Origin of the sequence: Paenibacillus sp. JNUCC32 (assembly GCF_014863545.1) — a bacterium.
Taxonomy (GTDB): domain Bacteria; phylum Bacillota; class Bacilli; order Paenibacillales; family Paenibacillaceae; genus Paenibacillus_AQ; species Paenibacillus_AQ lautus_A.
The window spans coordinates 2,631,441-2,651,790 of the sequence record NZ_CP062260.1 but is presented as its reverse complement, the minus strand read 5'-3'; the positions used below and the strand labels follow the sequence as shown (position 1 = coordinate 2,651,790).

General features: G+C 51.8%; 13 protein-coding genes. All 13 read left to right on the top strand.

What is annotated here, in order from left to right:
• The first annotated feature begins 75 nt into the window (after positions 1-75).
• On the top strand, positions 76-837 hold the full coding sequence (locus JNUCC32_RS11715) for a DUF4253 domain-containing protein (protein ID WP_192572137.1): 762 nt from the start codon (positions 76-78) through the stop codon (positions 835-837).
• A gap of 499 nt (positions 838-1,336) precedes the next feature.
• Positions 1,337-3,454, top strand: a complete 2,118-nt coding sequence (locus JNUCC32_RS11710) for a helix-turn-helix domain-containing protein (protein ID WP_192572136.1) — start codon at positions 1,337-1,339, stop codon at positions 3,452-3,454.
• A 260-nt stretch (positions 3,455-3,714) separates the two neighbouring features.
• Positions 3,715-4,671, top strand: a complete 957-nt coding sequence (locus tag JNUCC32_RS11705) for an ABC transporter permease (RefSeq protein WP_374705854.1) — start codon at positions 3,715-3,717, stop codon at positions 4,669-4,671.
• Positions 4,672-4,686: 15 nt separating this feature from the next.
• Positions 4,687-5,592, top strand: a complete 906-nt coding sequence (locus JNUCC32_RS11700; protein WP_009592960.1) for a carbohydrate ABC transporter permease — start codon at positions 4,687-4,689, stop codon at positions 5,590-5,592.
• A 135-nt stretch (positions 5,593-5,727) separates the two neighbouring features.
• The gene (locus JNUCC32_RS11695; protein WP_192572135.1) at positions 5,728-7,395 is read left to right on the top strand and encodes an extracellular solute-binding protein; all 1,668 of its coding nucleotides are present in this window, start codon (positions 5,728-5,730) and stop codon (positions 7,393-7,395) included.
• A 150-nt stretch (positions 7,396-7,545) separates the two neighbouring features.
• Positions 7,546-8,691: an SGNH/GDSL hydrolase family protein gene (locus JNUCC32_RS11690; protein WP_192572134.1), complete on the top strand. Its 1,146-nt coding sequence runs from the start codon at positions 7,546-7,548 to the stop codon at positions 8,689-8,691.
• A gap of 83 nt (positions 8,692-8,774) precedes the next feature.
• The gene (locus JNUCC32_RS11685; RefSeq protein ID WP_192572133.1) at positions 8,775-10,487 is read left to right on the top strand and encodes a right-handed parallel beta-helix repeat-containing protein; all 1,713 of its coding nucleotides are present in this window, start codon (positions 8,775-8,777) and stop codon (positions 10,485-10,487) included.
• A gap of 26 nt (positions 10,488-10,513) precedes the next feature.
• Complete coding sequence (locus JNUCC32_RS11680; RefSeq protein ID WP_192572659.1) at positions 10,514-12,940, top strand: glycoside hydrolase family 95 protein; 2,427 nt, start codon at positions 10,514-10,516, stop codon at positions 12,938-12,940.
• 241 nt (positions 12,941-13,181) lie between these two features.
• Positions 13,182-14,897 (top strand): alpha,alpha-phosphotrehalase, encoded by a 1,716-nt coding sequence (treC, locus tag JNUCC32_RS11675; protein ID WP_192572132.1) that lies wholly within the window; start codon positions 13,182-13,184, stop codon positions 14,895-14,897.
• A 26-nt stretch (positions 14,898-14,923) separates the two neighbouring features.
• Entirely contained in the window at positions 14,924-16,960 is a 2,037-nt protein-coding gene (gene treP / locus JNUCC32_RS11670) for a PTS system trehalose-specific EIIBC component (RefSeq protein WP_192572131.1), read from the top strand.
• Positions 16,961-17,024: 64 nt separating this feature from the next.
• A complete protein-coding gene (gene treR / locus JNUCC32_RS11665; protein ID WP_192572130.1) occupies positions 17,025-17,762 on the top strand; it encodes a trehalose operon repressor in 738 nt (245 codons plus the stop codon).
• 181 nt (positions 17,763-17,943) lie between these two features.
• Positions 17,944-18,726 (top strand): SDR family NAD(P)-dependent oxidoreductase, encoded by a 783-nt coding sequence (locus JNUCC32_RS11660; protein ID WP_096775582.1) that lies wholly within the window; start codon positions 17,944-17,946, stop codon positions 18,724-18,726.
• Between the two features lie 537 nt (positions 18,727-19,263).
• Positions 19,264-20,346, top strand: a complete 1,083-nt coding sequence (locus tag JNUCC32_RS11655; protein ID WP_096775583.1) for a Gfo/Idh/MocA family protein — start codon at positions 19,264-19,266, stop codon at positions 20,344-20,346.
• The last annotated feature ends 4 nt before the right edge of the window (positions 20,347-20,350 follow it).

The following is a 20,350-nucleotide window of genomic DNA, read 5'->3' as shown; positions in this document are numbered from 1 at the left end:
GTGGTTCTATCATTTGTAAAATTAAGGGTAAGAACTTATACTGGTTTCAAAATCTGCTATATTCGAGGTGTACATATGGTCGAAGAGCTTGCCAATTATTTAAGCGAACGTGATATTGAAGTTTTGGATTTGGATGGCTTAACGCTCCCTGTCCCAAAGGAAGGGGAGCACAGGATTCTCATCGCTCCCGGCTACAATCTGGTGGAAATGATGGAGGAGATCTGCGAAGAAGAAACCCTTTCTGAATATGTGAACAAGGAGCTGGAGCAGGTTCAGCGGTTAAGCATGAAAGATGTGTTGGGAAAAATCGTGGCTTCGCGATTATCCTATACGGATATTGCGCTGGAACCGGAAGAATTAGAAGGCAAGAGCTTTGAGGAATTATATCGTTCTTATTCATTATTATGGGAAGGCAGCGAAATGCTCAACGAAGAGTTTGGCGAATCGGATGCCGAGCCCTTTGACTGGAATACGTCATGGGTGCAGGGAAAGGTGGAAGAGGACGAGCAGGTGATCCTGCTGACGCTGCCGGCTGAAGCCGGATATGAAGCACCGCTGTGGGTTCCGATGGGAGGTTATAACGAATGTCCGCTGCCCGAGCATCAGTCGGTGATTTTTAAGCATTTTCAGCAGAAGTATCAGATTAAAATTGTGGCCGTTTCGGAAGATACTTGGATTCTTCAGGCCGGAAAACGACCCCAAACGTTTGAAGAAGCATTACGGCTCGCCAAGGAGCATTTTATTTTCTGCCAATATGTCATGGACGGGTTTCCGACGCTTGGACATTATGCGGACTATTTAATGAAGCACGATATCTGGTATTTTTGGTGGGATTAAATGTCAGCTGCCGCGTGAAAACGCGGCTTTTTTTTATGTGGACAATGGTCAAAATATCCAAAGGCATGGTTATTTTCCGTTATTGTCATAAAGCATCATGAACCTTAACAATCGGATATTTACCAAGCTTGCCGATTCCCCTAATATGGAGTTACTTTCCGTCATTTAGCCGCATGCAGGCCTGGTATGGAAAAATGTACCCTGCCATACGCAGAAGTACCTACCCTTGCGCCGCAAACATCCATTATGATCAAATTTATAGCTGGCGGGAGAACTGGAGTCGTTATTTTTTGAAAACGCTATCACCTAAGGGGGGATATCTATTCTTAAGCAATCGAAGGTTTTTCGCAGCTTTCTCATCTCCTATATTGCCATTCTGCTCATTCCCACCATCGGAGGATACATATCCTACTTAACCTCCATCTCCGTAACGCAATCCATTTCGATTGAGAACAGCATCGTTCAGCTCGAGAAAAGCCAGGAGCTGCTGGAACACAGGATGGCGGAAGTGGAAGGGATGACGCGGCAGCTGGCGATCAATCAAGACCTGAACGTGCTGCTCAACGATCATCTTGCCCAAAGGGATGTTTACGGCATATGGAGAACGATGCGCAATGTGCTGACTTTCGGTCAAACCAACGATTTTCTTCAGCATTACTACATCTATTTGGCGAACTACGACTTAATCGTAACGTCGGGCTCTTCTTATCGGCCGGAGCATTATTATGAGTTTTTTCATTATGACGATCTCAGTTTTGAGGAATGGAAACAACAGATCCTGGAGAAAGCCCATCGCAGTGAAATCAAACCGCTCTCTTCCTTTTCGGAAAGGGACAACGAAACCTCGGTCATCACGTACATGCAATCGCTCCCGCTGGACAGCTTTAACGATTCCTCCCCGGCCAATGTTGTGGTCGTGATCGATGCACGGACGATTGCCGGATTATTCTCGGGGTTAACCGACAACTACGGCGGCTGGGTCCACATCCACGACGGGAACGGGAATACGCTTGCTCTTCAAGGAAACATGGAATCCGATGTAAGCCAAATCATGAACGATCCGGCATTCGATCAGAACAAAACCAGCCAGTTCTACAAGAATGACCTTGTGATCACCACGCACTCCGATAAGAGCGGTTGGGTCTATCAGGCCGGCATCCCCCGCAGCGCCCTAATGGAGAATGCCGATCAAATTAAACGAGCGTCCTGGTTCATTACCGGAGGCGCCATGATCGTCGGGCTGCTGTTCGGGTTGTATTTGGCTCATCGGAACAGTGTGCCGATCCATCGAATGATAAGCATCATGAAAGAGCAGTTCGGCAGGGATGAGGTGACGGAGCGCAATGAATTCGACTTTTTGAGCGGGAATATTTCCAATATGATCAGCAAAAACAAACAGCTGGAAAACGAGCTGACGCGTCAGCTGCCGTTTGTCCGGGATGCTTTCCTGAGACGGCTGATTGCCGGCGAGTTTGAATCGAGGGACGAAATTGCTTCCGCTGCCCAGCAGGCTGATATTGCCTTGCATAACGGAAAGGGCTATGTCGGCATCCTGCAGATCAAAGGATATGCCGGCATGGACAGCGTGGAGATCCTTAATGAGCTTAACGCCGCCCGGCTTCTCATGAAACAGGCCTTTTCCGAAATCGCCGGGACGCTGCCCATGACGGATCTGGGCTCGGACAAAATGGTGGTTTTGTTCTTTGCCGACCAAGAACGAGAGCCTGGACCGGAGGAAGAGCTTCGAATTACGGGGTTGATCGAAACGCTGACGAAGCAGGTGCTGCATGAATATAAAATGTTCCTCCAAGCCGGTTTCGGCGATCCGTTCGATTCGGTCTCAGAGGCGGGGCAGTCATTTGACCAGGCCAAGCAGGCTCTTGAATATGCCGTCTACATGAATCAAAAAGAGACGGTGTGGTACCGCGAAGCCCGAATCGTCAACACAACGTATTACTACCCGCTGGACACCGAGCAGCGCTTGATCAGCACGATACGGGCAGGAGAGCTGGAAGAAGCCGAGAAGATCGTCAATCTGATCATGGATCAAAATCTCCATCACCGGGAGTTATCCGTCGAGATGAAGCACCAGCTGGTAGGTGAAATCAAAGGAACGTTCCTTAAGTTAATGGATCAGAAAATTTTTGCGGAGTCGGAATGGTTTGAAAGCATAAAAAGGCGCATCATCGATATCGGCTTTACCGAGCCGCTGGAGTCGATCCATAACGAAATCCGCGCGATCATGGGAGAGCTGTGCCGATATATTTCCAATAAAAAGAAGGACTCCCATGCCAAACTGATCAGGCAGATTTATGAATATACCGAAGCGACGTACGCACATCCGGATCTCACCTTATACCGCGTGGCCGAGCACGTGGAGCGGCCGGAGAAATACATCTCCCAATTGTTCAAGGAAGTAACCGGAGTCAATTATTCCGATCATCTGATCAAGGTGCGGATGGATCGGGCGGCCATTCTGCTTGCCGAGACGAACCTCACGGTCGATGAAATAGCGGCTCAGGTGGGCTATAACAGCTCCCATTCGTTTCGCAGGGCATTCAAGCGGCTCATCGGCATTTCCCCGAGCGCTTACCGTCAGTCTCATGAGGTCGTGTAAAGGGTTGATCCTCGCTAGCCGCATTGTCGCTTTGGACGATGCGGCTGTTTGGGCTAAGAAAACGCGAATACCCGGGATTTGGCCCCTGACGAGACAGGATGGCCTATGAAAAAGCGGTAATTTGTACGCCAAACGACCGAAGTGTACCTGTTCAAGGACCGGATTTCTCGCCTATGATCGACACATAAAGAAAACGCTATCATATCAATGCCGACACATCATCCGACATTACATTAGGGGGGATTATTCTGGAGAAGCCATTGGTAATCGAGTCGGAGCCTGTTATCCATACCAACACCAGCACCGGCTATTGGCATGTTGCACGAAAAAGTTTGAGGAAGCATTGGCAGCTGTACCTGCTCGTGATTCCGCCGCTGCTGTTTTTCCTGATATTTAAGTACTATCCGATGCTGAATGCCGTTCTTGCCTTCAAGGACTACAACGTCATCAAGGGAATATGGGGCAGTCCCTGGGTAGGCTTCAAGCACTTCGAGCTGTTCTTCGAGAATCCGTTATTCTGGACGCTCGTCAAAAACACGATCATTCTCAGCGGTTATCTCATCTTAGCCGGGTTTCCGATTCCGATCGTGCTGGCGTTAATGATTAACGAGATCCGGGGCGGCCGATTCAAAAAATTCGTCCAGCTGGTATCCTTCGCGCCGTATTTTATTTCAACGGTGGTCATGGTGTCGATCATCATGCTCTTTCTGGCCCCGCGGCTGGGCTTTGCCAACGTGGCTTTGAATTTTTTCGGACTGGAGTCCGTGAACTTTCTCGGCGATCCCGGGATGTTTCGTTCCATCTACGTATGGTCCGATATTTGGCAGACGGCAGGTTACAGCGCGGTGATCTATTTGGCGGCATTGGCCGGCATTGATCCGACTCTGTATGAAGCGGCGAAGGTGGACGGCGCCTCGCGCTTCCAAAAGATCCGCCATGTGGATCTGCCGGGCATTGTGCCGACCATCGTCATCATTTTGATTCTGAATGTCGGCAACGTGATGGCGCTTGGATTCGAGAAGGTCTATCTGCTGCAAAATCCGCTGAATCAGGTGAACTCCGAAATCATTGCAACTTATGTGTATCGGATTGGGCTGCTGAATGCCAACTACAGCTTTGCAACCGCAGTCGGCCTCTTCAATTCCGTGATCAACCTCATTCTGCTGCTGACCGTGAACGGATTGGCTAAACGAATGACCCATAACAGCATTTGGTAAGGAAGGAGCTATCGCATGGCAGTTCAACAAGCAGGCACAAGAAAAATCAAGGAGTCCGCAGGCGACCGCATCTTCCTGACGACGGTATACATCGTTCTCTTTCTGGTCGTTATTGCGGTATTGTATCCATTGATTTATATCATCAGCAGCTCCATCAGCAGCCCGGCGGCCGTTACTTCGGGTCGGGTATGGTTGTGGCCGGTCGATATTTCGTTCGAAGGCTTTCGGGTCCTTTTTAAAACGCCCGAGATTATGACCGGATACGCCAATTCCATTTTCTACACGACGGCTGGCACGATCATCAGTGTCGTGTTGACCATCATGATTGCCTACCCGCTGTCGCGGAGATCGTTTTTCGGACGCAACGCGTTGATGATGATCATTACGTTTACGATGATATTCAGCGGGGGGCTGATACCGACCTACATGGTCGTGCGGGAGCTTCATCTGATCGACACACGCTGGGCGCTGCTCATTCCCAATGCCATTTGGGTGTGGCAGGTGATTATCGCCCGATCTTTCTTTCAGTCTTCCATTCCGGACGAATTGCAGGAGGCCAGCGAGATGGACGGCTGCAGCGACATCCGTTTTATCTGGAGCATCGTCCTCCCGTTGTCGAAGCCGATTATGGCCGTGCTCGTGCTTATGTATGCGGTCGGCCAATGGAATGCGTACTTCGATGCGTTGATTTACTTGAAAAGCGCCGACTTGTTTCCGCTTCAGCTGATTCTTCGAAGCATCATCATTCAGAATAACAGTTCGGGAACGATGGATGCTTTAGCCATGGTTGAGAGGCAGCAGCTTGCCGAACTCCTGAAATATGCGCTGATCGTGGTTGCCACCCTGCCTGTGCTGGTCATTTATCCGTTTGTGCAGCGCTATTTTGTGCAGGGGATGCTCGTAGGTTCCGTGAAAGGCTGATCGCTATTTGAGGGGAACGGCCGAATCAGGCCAAGGGAACTTGAGCTTGCTTATGTTGGAAGGGAGGTGAGGCTCCGTATCGTGTAAAGCTAGTCGTTTGCGTGTTGACTCTAATGAAAAAGGGAGCGATTCCATTTGAAAAAAGGCTTATTCAGTTTGCTCATGCTGTTATTGGTGAGCAGCTTCGTGATGGCAGGTTGCTCAGGCAAAAATACAGAAAGCCCGAGCAGTCCGCAGGGCGGAAGCGCGTCCGGCAGTTCGGACAGCTCGAAACCCGTGGAAATCAGCGTTTTTGCCGTACAGGAATCAGGCATCGATATTCCGGTGAACAAATTCACCAAGCATATCGAGGAACAGTTTAACATTAAATTCAATTGGCAGATCAATCCCTCGGACGGCGCCAAGGAGAAACGCCAAATTTCTCTGGCCAGCGGCGATTATCCGGATGCATATCTGCTGACGCACTATATCGATGAATTCTCCCAAGCGGATGTGCTCAAATACGGTCAGCAGGGAGTGCTCGTTCCCCTGAACGATCTGATTGAACAGCATGGGCCGAACATTAAAGCGGCCATGGAAGCTACGCCGGAAATGAAGGCGCTTGTTACGGCCCCGGATGGGAATATCTACGGACTTGGCGCATACACGGAATGCTTCCACTGCTCCTATCCCAACAAAATGTGGATCAATACCGAATGGCTGAAGAAGCTGAATCTCAAGGAACCGAAAACGACCGAGGAATTCAGAAGCATGCTGCAGGCATTCAAAACGCAGGATCCGAACGGCAACGGGAGGGCGGATGAAGTGCCCCTCAGCGGTTCAACGGAGGATTTCGGCGTTCGAATTATCCCTTATCTGATGAACAGCTTCGTTTACGACGACGACCGCAACTACTTGACGATGAATGGCGGCAAGGTCGAGTCCGCGGCGATCACGCCGGAATGGAAGGAAGGGCTCACCTATATCAAATCGTTGTATGACGAGGGATTGATCGATCCGGGCGCATTCACCCAAAATGCGGAGGCATTCAAGAAAATCGGCGAGAATGCGGACGCTGAAATTCTCGGCGCCGGTGCCGGCATGCACCCGGCCATCTTCGTGAACATCGATCCGGGCAACACCCGTTCGGCGCATTACAATCCGCTTCCGCCGCTAAGCGGACCGAACGGAATTTCATACGCAACCCATGATGCGGGCGGCGTATCACCGGGCGCAAAATTCGTGATCACGAACAAAGCCAGTGAAGAAGCCCGGGTAGCATTGATCAAGATGGTGGACTACATGTTTACGCCGGAAGGCCAAACCAATGCCGCAACCGGCATGAAAGGGATCGATTGGACAGACCCCGAGCCCGGCGATCAAGCGCTCGGCGAGGGCGTGACGCCGATGGTCAAGACCATTCCGACGAAGGAAGGCGAAACGCCGCATAATGCGGGTTGGAGCGGAATGGGCCATTTCTATATGCCGAAGGAGTATCGCGATACGTGGGTGCAGGGAACCGATATTTATGCATCCGACGGCTATGAGCGCAGATTGTATAATGCTTCGCTGCTGTATCAAGGACATGAGCCGAAGGAGATCTTTCCGATCTGGTCGATCTGGATCGATCCGAGCGTCATCGATGAAGCCAGCATGCTTCAGACCAACCTTAAAAACTATATTGAGCAAAACCAGCTGCAATTCATTACGGGCAACAAGGATCTGAACAAGGATTGGGACGCTTACGTCAAAGGATTGAAGGATCTGAAACTGGATCGTTATCTCGAAATTTTGCAGACGGCTTACGATCAATCCGCCAAATAATCGAAGGATTGATAAGCAACTGCGGCTGTCATGAAGTCATTCCAACATCCATATGCGGGTGCCGGTCTAAACCGATCGGCCACTCCGCATTTTCTCTGTTTCAAGGATATCTATGGAGAAGACAGGAATGAAACGAGGGAAGGTGATCATGTGTCGGATTATAACAAAGGCAGGGACCGTACCGCATTCATCGTTCATCGCGAAGGGCTGCCTCATTTTAAAGCCAAACTTGCAGGGAAAGAACAGGTGACGGTTGCCTTTCTGGGCGGATCCATCACGGAGGGAGCCGGCGCTTCAGCGGCCGATAAGACCAGCTGGCGTGCTTTAACGGCTCATTATTTAAGAGAACGTTTCGGAAGTTCGCGGATTCGCTCCATTAACGCAGGTGTCGGGGGGACGGATTCTTCGCTGGGAGCTCACCGTCTTCGAGAGCACGTGCTGAGCGTCGGGAACATCGATTTGCTATTCGTGGAATTCAGCGTAAATGACGGGAGCGACCGGGAAGAATCCATCAGAGGAATGGAGGGAATTGTACGCCAATGCCGTCGTCTGTCACCCGGAACGGATCTATGTTTTATTTATACCGGGTCGGAGCGAAACCTGGCCCGTATCCGGCCGTATCCCATTGCCGTTCACGAAGAAGTGGCCGAGCATTACGGCATTCCTTCCGTCGATTTTGCCGCCGGCATTTATGGCATGCTGACTAACGGTGAGGTCGCTTGGTCATCGCTTGCACCTGATGGATACCATCCGAACGATGAGGGGCATGAGATATACGCCGGTTTTTTGCAGGGATATTTGAAGGAGCTGCTGTCGACAGAGGGTGACTCCTTGATGCTCAAACATTGCGGACATTTGCCCGCAGAACCGCTGCTGGCGGGGAACTACGAATATGCCGAAATGCTCCCATATGAGCTAGCCGATTATACCGGGGATTTTCAAATCCGGGAACTGCCGTCAGGTTCAAAGCTCATGAATTGGCGTTACGCGACAGATCACAGGTACTCTGATCATCCGGACGCTTCGTTTACGTTCACCGTGGTGGGACAAAGCAGCGGACTGCTGCTGTTATGCGGGCCCGACACCGGAATCTTTGAATACTCGATCAACGGCGGGTCCATCGTACGGGTCAATCCCTTCGACGAGTGGTGCTTGAACGCTTATCGGCCAGTCAGCGTACACTTTCCGAGATTTCAAGCGCGCGGGTCGATTTCGATCATGGTTCGCAATACAGGACTCAAGGATAAGCGAAGCCAGGGTACGGGCATGCGCGTGCTGAAGCTGCTAGCGAATTAGGCGAATATCGCGGATTTTTCGCGATGGGTCCCACCAAGCCCGCAAAAGGCTGTTACTAGTAATGGGAGGTGTTGTCACTGCAGATGCCTGGAAATCAAAACACTACAGCTCCGATTATCCTTTCCTTGCGGGATTACGAGGACTCGAATAACCCGGATGCGCAGCCTGCCATGAAACGCGCGATAGAAGCCGCCAGGGCAATGGAAGGCTCGGTCATTCTGGACATACCGCCGGGCTGCTATCATTTTTATCCTCAATCGGCCGATCGGGAAGCGTATTATATCACGAATACAACCAGCGAGGAAGAGAATCCGGATGTGACCAAAACGATCGGGATTTGGCTTAAGGATCTGCACAACGTGACGCTCGAGGGGAACGGCGCTTTGTTTGTTTTCCACGGAAAGCAGACGATGCTTGTCCTCGATCGCTGCACGGATATTGAAATTCGCAACCTGCACTGGGATTACGCCGCCCCGACCGTGACCGAAATGACGGTGGATCGGTGCGCCGATGCTTATCTTGAGGCAACCGTTCACCCGGATTCACGCTATGATTGCGCTGACGGCATATTCGAATGGGTGGGCGAAGGCTGGCGTTTTCGCGAAGGACCGATGCAGTTATGCAGTGCGGATTTGGGTGCTGCCTGGCGCGTGGACAATTGGCTGGAGCGGGTGGTGTTTACCGAGGAGCTGTCGCCGCGTCGGCTTCGGTTTCATTTTGGAAATCAACCCCCTCCGCACATGGCTCCCGGTACGATCGTGCAAATGCGCGACGGCATTCGGGACCAGGTTGGCATGTTGATCACCCAAAGCTCCGGGGTGACGTTCAGCGACGTGGGTCTGCATTTCATGCATGGACTGGGCGTGGTTGGACAGTTCAGCGCCAATCTGACCTTTGAACGCTTGGATCTGACGCCGCGTCCGGAGACCGGCCGCACGGTGGCGGGATTTGCGGATTTCATCCACTTGTCGGGCTGCAGGGGGAAGGTCTCGATTCGGAATAGTCGGTTTGCAGGGGCGCATGATGATGGGATCAATGTCCACGGCACCTATCTTCGGATCGTTGGTAGACCAGACTCCAATCAATTGCTTGTCAGGTTTATGCATCCGCAGACTTACGGATTTTCTGCTTTTCTGCCGGAAGATGAGGTTGCGTTCGTAAACGCGGATACGCTGAACCCTTACGCTTTCGGACGAGTCGCCGCTGTCGCCATGAAGTCGCCGCGCGAATGGCTGCTCACGTTGGAAAACGCGGTTCCCGCTGACATCGGAGAACGGGACGTCCTTGAAAATATGACTTGGACGCCGGAGGTCGAAATTGTCGGCAATACATTCGCCCGGATTCCCACGCGCGGAATTCTGGCCACGACGCCGCGGCGGATCGTGATTCGGGATAACACCTTCTTGAACATGCAGATGAGCGCGATACTGGTCGCAGCGGATGCATCTTCCTGGTACGAATCGGGCGCCGTAACGGATATGAGCATCGTGGATAACCGGTTTGTGAATTGCGGCGGTCCCGGACATGCCGTGATACGGATTGCGCCGGAGAATAAACAATATCATGCAGCCGTTCACCGCAACATTCGGATCGCGTGCAACCGCTTTGAAACGACCGGGGAAGCTTGGTTAATGGCTAGAAGCACGGAGGGACTGATATTCCAAAATAACGTGATTCGGATGCAGGAAAAACACGCCCTTGCAGGGAATACCCGTACGGACGAACGCGTCCTTTTGGAAGCCTGCACGGGAACGGATATTTCCTGTAATGACTTGGAGCATGACGAATTGAAATAAAGGAGGCAAGGCGAGTGGGAGCAAACATGAAATTGCAGTATGTGAAACCGGCGACGGTCTGGACCGAGGCGCTGCCGATCGGCAACGGACGTCTTGGAGGCATGGTTTACGGCGGCGTGGAGCGTGAAACGATCAGCTTGAACGAGGATACGCTCTGGTCCGGTTATCCCAGGGATTGGAACAACCCGTCTGCACGGGAAGCGCTGCCGGAGATCCGGGAGCTGGCAAGCCAGGGTCGTTATATGGAGGCAGATCAGCTAGGGCGCAAGATGATGGGGCCCTATACGGAATCTTACCTGCCGTTAGGAGACTTATGCCTCAGGTTTGATCATGGAGGCGTGTTTCATTCTTACCGAAGAACGCTGGATATCGCCAATGCCGTTCAACGAACGGAATACCGCATCGGCGAGGTGACCTACACAAGGGAATGCTTTGCGTCCAGCCCGGACCAGATGATTGCCTTGCGGTTAACCTCGAGCGCTGCTTGCGCCCTGAACTTTCATGCCTATCTGGAAAGTCCGCTGCGTTATACCGTAAAGACCGAAGAAGATATGTACGCCATGTCGGGATTTGCGCCGGAACGCGTCGAGCCCAGCTACGTTTTCTCTGATCGTCCAATCCGTTACGGCGATCCTGAACATACCGCTGCCATGGCCTTCAACGGTCGGCTGGCGGTGGCCGAAACGGATGGCCGCGTTACCGTGGATGCAGCTGGCATTCATGTACTGGATGCGAGCGAAGCGGTCATTTACTTCACCGCGGCCACCAGCTTCAACGGATTTGACCAAATTCCAGGTCACCGCGATGGCGGAGATCACCCGGCGGCTGTCGCCTCGGCTATAGCTGCGGGGACCATGAAAGCCGCATGCAGCCAGTCTTGGACAGAGCTGCGCGATCGGCACATCAACGATTATCGCAGCCTGTTTGACCGCGTCAGCCTCCGATTAGGCGAGGCGCTGGCTGCAGAAGATATGGAGACGGAGGAGAGAATCGAGCGATTCGGTGCCCGGGATCCAGGCTTGGTCGAGCTGCTGTTCCACTATGGCCGCTATCTCCTGATATCAAGCTCCAGGCCCGGAACGCAAGCAGCCAATCTTCAGGGGATATGGAATGCCTCAACCCGGCCGCCGTGGAGCAGCAATTGGACCTTAAACATCAATGCGCAAATGAACTATTGGCCCGCGGAGGTATGCAATTTGGCGGAATGCCATCAGCCTCTGCTGGAGCTGACCAGAAGCCTGTCGGTAAACGGTGCGGAAACCGCCGCCGTCCATTACGGCACCCGGGGCTGGACCGTTCATCACAATACGGATATCTGGGCCCATACCGCACCGGTCGGCAATTACGGGGACGGCGATCCTTCCTGGGCGCTTTGGCAAATGGGAGGAATCTGGTTAACGCAGCACTTATGGGAGCATTACGCATACAGCGGCGATGAAGCTTATTTACGATCATTCGCTTATCCCCTGATGAAGGAAGCCTCTTTATTTGCTTTGGACTGGCTTATAGAAAACGACGCAGGCCATCTCGTGACCTCGCCGTCGACCTCGCCTGAGCATAAATTCCGCACGCCTGAAGGGATGGCGGCCATCAGCGAAGGGGCGACCATGGATATTTCCCTCATATGGGAGCTGTTCACCAATTGCATGGAAGCCGCCGGCATTCTCGGCGTGGATGAGGAATTCCGGGAGGAATGGAGCAGCAAACGCGAACGTTTGCTGCCTCTGCAGGTCGGCCGATACGGCCAGCTGCAGGAATGGTCCCATGACTCCGAGGATGAGGACGTATTTCATCGGCACACGTCCCACCTGGTCGGGGTTTATCCTGGACGGCAGTTATCTGCGGAAGAAAGCCCGGAACTATTTGCAGCTGCCCAAACCTCTTTGGAGCGTCGCGGGGAGGAAAGCACGGGCTGGAGCCTGGGCTGGCGGGTGGCGCTATGGAGCCGGTTCGGTGACGGCAACCGTGCGCTCCGGCTGTTAACCAATATGCTGAGATTGGTGCGGGACGGGGACTCGGAACGTTACGATCATGGAGGTGTGTATGCGAGTTTATTAGGAGCGCATCCTCCTTTTCAGATCGACGGCAACTTCGCAGCTACAGCGGGAATTGCGGAAATGCTGCTGCAGTCGCATCGCTCCTTACTCGTGCTGCTGCCGGCTCTGCCGGATGAATGGCCGGAAGGCGAGGTACGTGGATTGCGGGCACGAGGCGGCTTTGAAGTCGGTATTCGCTGGAAGAATGGAAGACTGACGGAGGCAGAGATCATGTCTCGTTTGGGGAATGTATGCAGCGTAAGCATAAGTAATGGACTTGGAAAGAGGATTGCGGTTTACCAAGGCGATGCCAGCATTCCCGTACAGCCCTCCGCCAAAGGCGTAGTTTCATTTGAAACAGAACAGGGCTTAACCTATCGACTGGTCACGGATCACGCAGGGGAGCCCGGAGCTTGATCGGCATAAGGGAGACCTTTTCGATGGTATCCATACATTATACTATGTTAAAAAAAGACTCCTTGAAGGAGTCTTTTTTACGTGAACTCAGAAGAAAATTCCAATTAAATTATTATTTTTGTAGTCGAAACGTCCTGGAAGTGGGTATTAATTGTTAAACGGTTGACAACCTGTATATACATGTATATGATTTTCCTATATGCAACCTGTATATACAAGATGACGAGGAGGACCCAGTTACATGCAGAACCCAGGAACCCAATCTCAAGATTGGTGGAGAACTTCGACGGTTTATCAGGTATACCCGAAGAGCTTCAACGATACAACCGGCCGGGGAACCGGCGATATACGCGGGCTCATGGAAAAGCTTGATTATATAAAGGGACTTGGCATCGATATCGTGTGGCTCCAGCCGGTGTATGTTTCTCCGCAAAATGATAACGGTTACGACGTCGCGGATTATTGCAGCATCGATCCCGCTTACGGGACAATGGACGATTTCGATGAACTTGTCGCCGAATTAAAAAAGAGAGACATGCATTTGATGATCGACATCGTCGTGAATCATTCTTCGACCGAGCATCGATGGTTTAAAGAAGCCATTTCCTCGCGCGATAACCCGTATCGCGACTATTACATCTGGCGGGATCCCGCGGAAAACGGCGGCCCGCCGAATAACTGGCAATCCAAGTTTGGAGGCCCGGCGTGGCAGTATGACGAGGGGACAGGGCAATATTACTTGACATTGTTTGACAAGACGCAGGCCGATCTGAATTGGGAGAACGAGAAGGTCCGGGCGGAGGTGGTGGACATTCTCACGTTCTGGGCGGACAAGGGCGTCAGCGGATTCCGGATGGATGTCATCAATCTCATATCGAAGGATCCCGCTTATCCCGATGATGACGGTTCCGTGGCGCCGGGCGACGGGCGCAGGTTTTATACGGACGGCCCCCGCGTGCATGAATACATTAAGGAATTGAACGAAAAAGTATTCAAGCCTTACAATCTCGTCACGGTAGGAGAAATGTCCTCCACAACCTTGGAGCATTGCATTCGTTACTCGAACCCGAAGGAGAACGAATTCTCCATGACGTTCAACTTCCACCACTTGAAGGTGGACTACCCCAACGGGCAAAAGTGGGAGCTCAAGCCTTACGATTTCGAAGAATTGAAGCGGGTGCTTTCCGATTGGCAGATCGGCATGCAGAAGGGCGGAGGCTGGAATGCCCTCTTCTGGAATAACCATGATCAGCCGCGGGCGCTGACCCGATTCACCAATGATGGCGACTACCGCTCGGAAAGCGCAAAAATGCTGGCTACGACGCTTCACGGATTGCAGGGCACGCCATATGTCTATCAGGGCGAAGAGATCGGCATGCCCGATCCGAAATGGAATGACATATCCGAGTTTAGGGATGTTGAATCTCTAAACATGTTTACCCTCCTCCAAGAGCAAGGAAGAACGCCGGAGGAGGCTGCCCATATCGTCAGGGTGCGCTCGCGCGACAACTCCAGATTACCCATGCCTTGGCATGACGGCGATCAAGCGGGATTTACGACGGGGACGCCTTGGATCAAGCTCGATGAGCGGTATCCGCTGATCAATGCGCAATCCGAAGTGGATAATCCGCAATCGATCTATCATCATTACCGGAAACTGATTGAAATGCGTAAGAACCTTCCGGTGATGACGGACGGTGAATATGTTCGCCTGGATGAAGGGCATCCCGAAATTTATGCGTACGCAAGAACGAACAAGGAGCAGACGCTTGTTGTCATTTCGAATTTCAGCGACCGGGGCGTATCGTTCGAGCTTCCCGAGGAGATGCATGATCATCTAACCGAAAGTCGATCGGTTCAACTGTTAATCGGCAACACAACGGAAGAACCCAAGCTCACGCCAACAGTTGCCCTACGACCGTATGCTTCCTATATGTGGCTTATTCACAACAACTAAATTCATAATGTCAGGAGCGTAGAGCTATGGCTATTGATCGCAAAAACGTGGAACGCATTGTCGAAGCAGTCGGCGGAAAAGACAATATCGAAGCCGCTACGCATTGCGTAACCCGATTAAGATTCGCCCTCGTGGACGACAGCAAGGTGGATTCCCGGGCACTTGACGAGAACGACCTGGTGAAGGGGCAGTTCTCTTCCCAGGGACAATTTCAGGTCGTGATCGGACCGGGTCTAGTAGACCAGGTTTACAACGAAATGATGGCTATCACCGGCGGTGCGAGAGTATCGAAGGATGAAGTGAAGAACATTGCGAGCAAGAAGCAAAATCCGCTTCAGCGTGCAATTAAAACGCTTGCGGATATATTCATACCGATTCTGCCGGCGATCGTCATGGCAGGTTTATTGTTAGGGATTAACAATCTGCTTACGGGACCGGGCATATTCTATGAAGGACAATCGTTGATTCAAGTCCATCCCGAATGGGCGGACGTAGCCTCGATCATCAATCTGATTGCAAGCACCGCCTTTACCTTCCTGCCAGTCCTGATCGGCTGGTCGGCGGTACGTCAGTTCGGAGGCAATCCGCTGCTTGGAATCGTGCTGGGCCTGATCCTGGTAAACCCGGATCTGCTCAGCGCCTACCAGTATGCGGATGCCAAACTTGAAGGCACGGTTCCGGTTTGGAACCTGTTCGGCTTTGAAGTGGAGAAAATCGGTTATCAAGGCCAGGTGCTGCCGGTCCTTGTCTCGGCATATATTTTGGCCAAAATCGAGAAGTTCCTGAACAAACGCGTCCACGATTCCATCAAGCTGCTTGTCGTGGCACCCGTTGCCCTGTTGGTGACCGGGTTCCTCGCGTTCGTTCTGGTGGGGCCGATCACGTTTGCCATCGGCAACGTCCTTACTTCAGGCCTGGTCAGCATTTTTGATTCCTTTGCCGCTCTGGGCGGCCTGATCTATGGCGGACTGTATGCACTCCTTGTAATTACGGGGATGCATCATACCTTCCTTGCGGTGGACATTCAGCTCATCGGCAGCGAAGGCGGGACGTTCTTGTGGCCGATGCTGGCGCTGTCTAATATTGCTCAAGGTGCCGCAGCGCTGGCCATGATGTTTATCATGAAGGAACAGAAGGCGAAAGGACTTGCCGTCACATCTTCCATCTCCGCCTTCTTGGGGGTAACGGAACCCGCCATCTTCGGGGTCAACGTTCGTCATAAATATCCGTTTATCTTCGGTATGATCGGTTCCGGGATTGCGGGCGTGCTGCTGGCCGTGAACAACGTTCTGGCTTCATCGATCGGCGTTGGCGGGATTCCGGGATTCCTGTCCATCTTCCCTAACCAGTGGGGCGTCTTCTTCATTGGCATGGCGATTGTTCTGGTCGTTCCGTTCACGGGGACATTGCTGTTCGGGCGTTACCAGTTGTCCAAACAGTCTCGATATGCAGCTGCAGCGGATGGGAATGCTGCCGGCATAGATGGAAGAGCGCAAGCTGTGAATACGGAATCGAACGGCAGTCTTCAATCCGGGTCGTTCGCATCGACGGAAACGGCAAACCCTTCAACCGTGGAAGCGGAGCAACAAGGCGCTGTAGAGGTCCAGGCACCGATCAAAGGGAAAGTGGTTCCCCTGTCAGAGGTACCGGACCCTGCTTTCGCCGATAAACAAATGGGCCAGGGGATTGCCATCATCCCGTCCGAAGGCAAAGTGTATGCTCCGTTTGACGGCCAAGTCGCCCATCTCATCAAGAAGAGCAAACATGCGATGATTTTGACGGATACGAACGGAATCCAGATCCTGATTCACGTCGGAATCAACACCGTTTCGTTAAAAGGCGAAGGATTCACGGCACATGTGGAAACAGGTGCGGAGATAAGGAAAGGGCAGCTGCTGCTTGAATTCGATATCGATCGTATTCAGCAAGCCGGATTGCCGGTCATTACGCCGGTCATTATTCCGGATGGCCAAGATCACATTCAGAACGTTACGGAGTTTGAAGGCGAGGCGCTTCCTGGCGAAACGCGAGTGCTTCAAGTGACTCTCGGTAATGGACACTGACGGGTTCCTTTGCAACATGTAATCGCTGCTCCGAAAATGGTACAATAGCTGATGGTGATAAAGGATGACGAACAACATTTATTGGATGCTGTATAAAGACTATGCCGACCAAATCGAAACCGGCGCTTTGCAGCCCGGCAGCAAGCTGCCCTCGGAGAACGAGCTGGCGGCAACCTATCAAATTACAAGGGAAACGGTCCGCAAGGGATTGAATTTACTCGCCCAAAACGGCTATATCCATAAGGTGAAAGGCAAAGGTTCGTTTGTGCTGGATACCGGAAGAATGAATTTCCCGGTTACGGGGCTTGTCAGTTATAAGGAAATGGCGGAGCGGATTGGCCGGAAAAGCCGTACGATTGTGCATGAAACGGAGTGCGTTCCGGCCGGGGAAGCCATCGCCAAGGAGCTGCACACCCGCCCGGACATGCTCGTGTGGAAGGTGATCCGATCCAGGGAAATTGAAGGGGAGCGCATCATCCTCGATGTGGATTATTTGCTTGCCGACATCGTGACGGGTTTAACGAGAGAAATTACGGGCGATTCCATCTATCAATACTTGGAGCAGGAGCTCCATCTAAAGATCAGTTACTCGAAAAAAATCATCTCCGTGGAACGAGCTACGACGATGGACCAGTCCTATATGGATCTTGGAAGCGATACCCATGTCGTCGTCGTCCGAGGTTACGTCCACTTGGAAGATACCACGCTTTTCCAGTACACGGAATCCAGACATCGATTGGATAAATTTCAGTTTGTGGATTTTGCTAGAAGGGAATCCAATCATGATTTTGGAGACAAATAGAAGTGAAGTTAGCCGCGAGTGTATCGCGGCTTTTTTTATTGGCTTCCCATGTCGCTCATTCGCAATGGCCATGCAGATCAGCAGCGTAATAGATGAAATAAAGAGGAAAACTCCTGGTTGATGTTGAAGCTGTACTTAGAGGCAAAGATTCAAGCAATCCAGTTAAAGGAGCTGATGGATCATGGATTTGGGACTCCATGGAAAGGTTGCGTTGATTACCGGGGGGAGCAGGGGGATTGGCCTTGAAACCGCCGTTACGTTTGCGTTGGAAGGGGCTAAAGTTGCCATATGTGCACGAGATGAGGAGCAGTTAAGGGCTGCCGCGGATCATATCAGGCATCTATCGAAATTCGAAGCGTTAACCATCGCAGCGGATGTTACGAAGCCTGAGGATTGCATGCGAGCCGTAAACGAAACCGTCAGCCGCTACGGACGGCTCGATATTCTGGTGAACAACGCCGGAACAGCCGCAGCGAAGCCGTTTGAGCAGATCGACGACGAATCATGGGCATCCGATCTGGATCTCAAGCTGTTCGGCGCGATTCGTTTTTCTCGTGCGGCCGTCCCTCATCTGCGGAATTCCGGCGGCGGCGCGATTATTAATGTGACGACATCCTGGGCCAAAACGCCGCCGGCTTCATCCATGCCAAGCAGCGTCAGCCGCGCGGCGGGACAAGCCATGACCAAAGCGATGAGTCACGATTTGGCGAAAGACCATGTCCGGGTAAACACCGTATGTATCGGAACGATACGGAGTGCACAGCTTGAGGCGCGTTGGAAACGTGAATCACCTGAACTCACCTGGGACCAGTACGCCCGGGATCCGCGCCATAACATCCCGCTCGGGCGTATCGGCGATACGGAGGAAGCGGCGAAAGTCATCGTATTTTTGGCTTCCGATGCTGCTTCCTATGTTACAGGAACTTCCATCAATATTGACGGGGGTTCAGCTCCGGCTTTGTAAGGGGTCAGCATTTAAAAGATGGGGATATGCATTTGGAGCATGGAGGTTCATGCTCGCTGGTAAAATTCATAATATTTTCATAACGTATATTATGTAAACCATGGTGCCTCGGAACGAGCAGCCCTTGTTTGAAGACATGGCGAGGATGTCGTAATTTTATATATGTTTTGTCGCATAGTTGGACTAAAAAAATGTGCAAGATGTGATACCTTATATGTGGATGTTCGGAAAATAAATGACGGGCTGCCGGAAGGAGTGATTTCCCTCATTGTTACTTTTTTTCTAAGACGCCATAGGGATAGAGCAGTCATAGGACCACTTCCCTAAACGTGGTTCGTACACCAACCCTTCGGATGGAGGAAGGTTATCCACATGCCGACTGGCGGCCGCTCTTTGTTGAGCGTGGTGTGCCTTTCAGAGATTCGTAGAGGTGTTGTGACAGAATTACATACAACGATCTGCTTGTTTTATAAGGCGTTTCGAATAAGCAGAAATTATGAAATTTTAAAATATGACGAAAAGTGATGGTGATGATCCATGTCTAAAGTTTATCGTATTGGAATTATCGGCTGCGGCGGAATCGCAAACGGGAAGCATCTTCCGAGCTTAAGCAGATTAAACAACGTGGAGCTCGTGGCATTCTGCGATATCGTAATCGATCGGGCAGAAGCAGCGGCTAGCAAGTACGGTATTGAGGAAGCTAAAGTGTACAGCGATTATAAAGAGCTGCTGCAGGATCAAAGCATCGATATTATCCATGTCTTGACCCCTAATGATTCTCATGCCGAGATTTCCATTGCTTCGCTTGAAGCGGGAAAACATGTGATGTGTGAGAAGCCGATGGCCAAAACGGCCGCCGATGCCAAGCTTATGATGGAAACCGCGAAGCGCACAGGCAAGAAATTGACGATCGGATACAATAACCGATTCCGTGAAGACAGTCTTTACCTGAAACAAGTATGCGAAGCCGGCGAACTCGGAAATATTTATTTTGCCAAAGCGCATGCCGTACGAAGAAGAGCGGTTCCGACTTGGGGCGTCTTTTTGGATGAGGAAAAACAAGGCGGCGGGCCGCTTATCGACATCGGCACGCACGCGCTTGATCTGACGCTCTGGATGATGGATAATTACAAGCCGAAGATTGTACTCGGCACCACATACCATGAACTGTCCCGCAAGGAGAATGCGGCCAATGCCTGGGGACCTTGGGATCCCGAAAAATTCACGGTGGAAGATTCCGCCTTCGGCATGATTGTGATGGAGAACGGCGCAACCATTATGCTGGAATCCAGCTGGGCGCTCAATACGCTTGAAGTCGATGAAGCCAAATGCTCGCTGAGCGGTTCGGAAGGCGGAGCCGATATGAAGAACGGTCTTCGCATCAACGGCGAGAAATTCAGCCGCCTGTATACAAACGAAATCGAATTGAACTCCGGCGGGGTTGCATTCTACGACGGCAAGAAGGAGCAAGCTCCGGATGTTGAGATGAGAAGATGGATCGAGGCTATCGACCAGGATAAAGATCCTGTGGTAACCCCGGAACAAGCTTATGTTGTATCTCGAATCTTGGAAGCTCTATACGAATCCGCAAAAATCGGCAAGGCCGTTTATCTGGACTAAGATA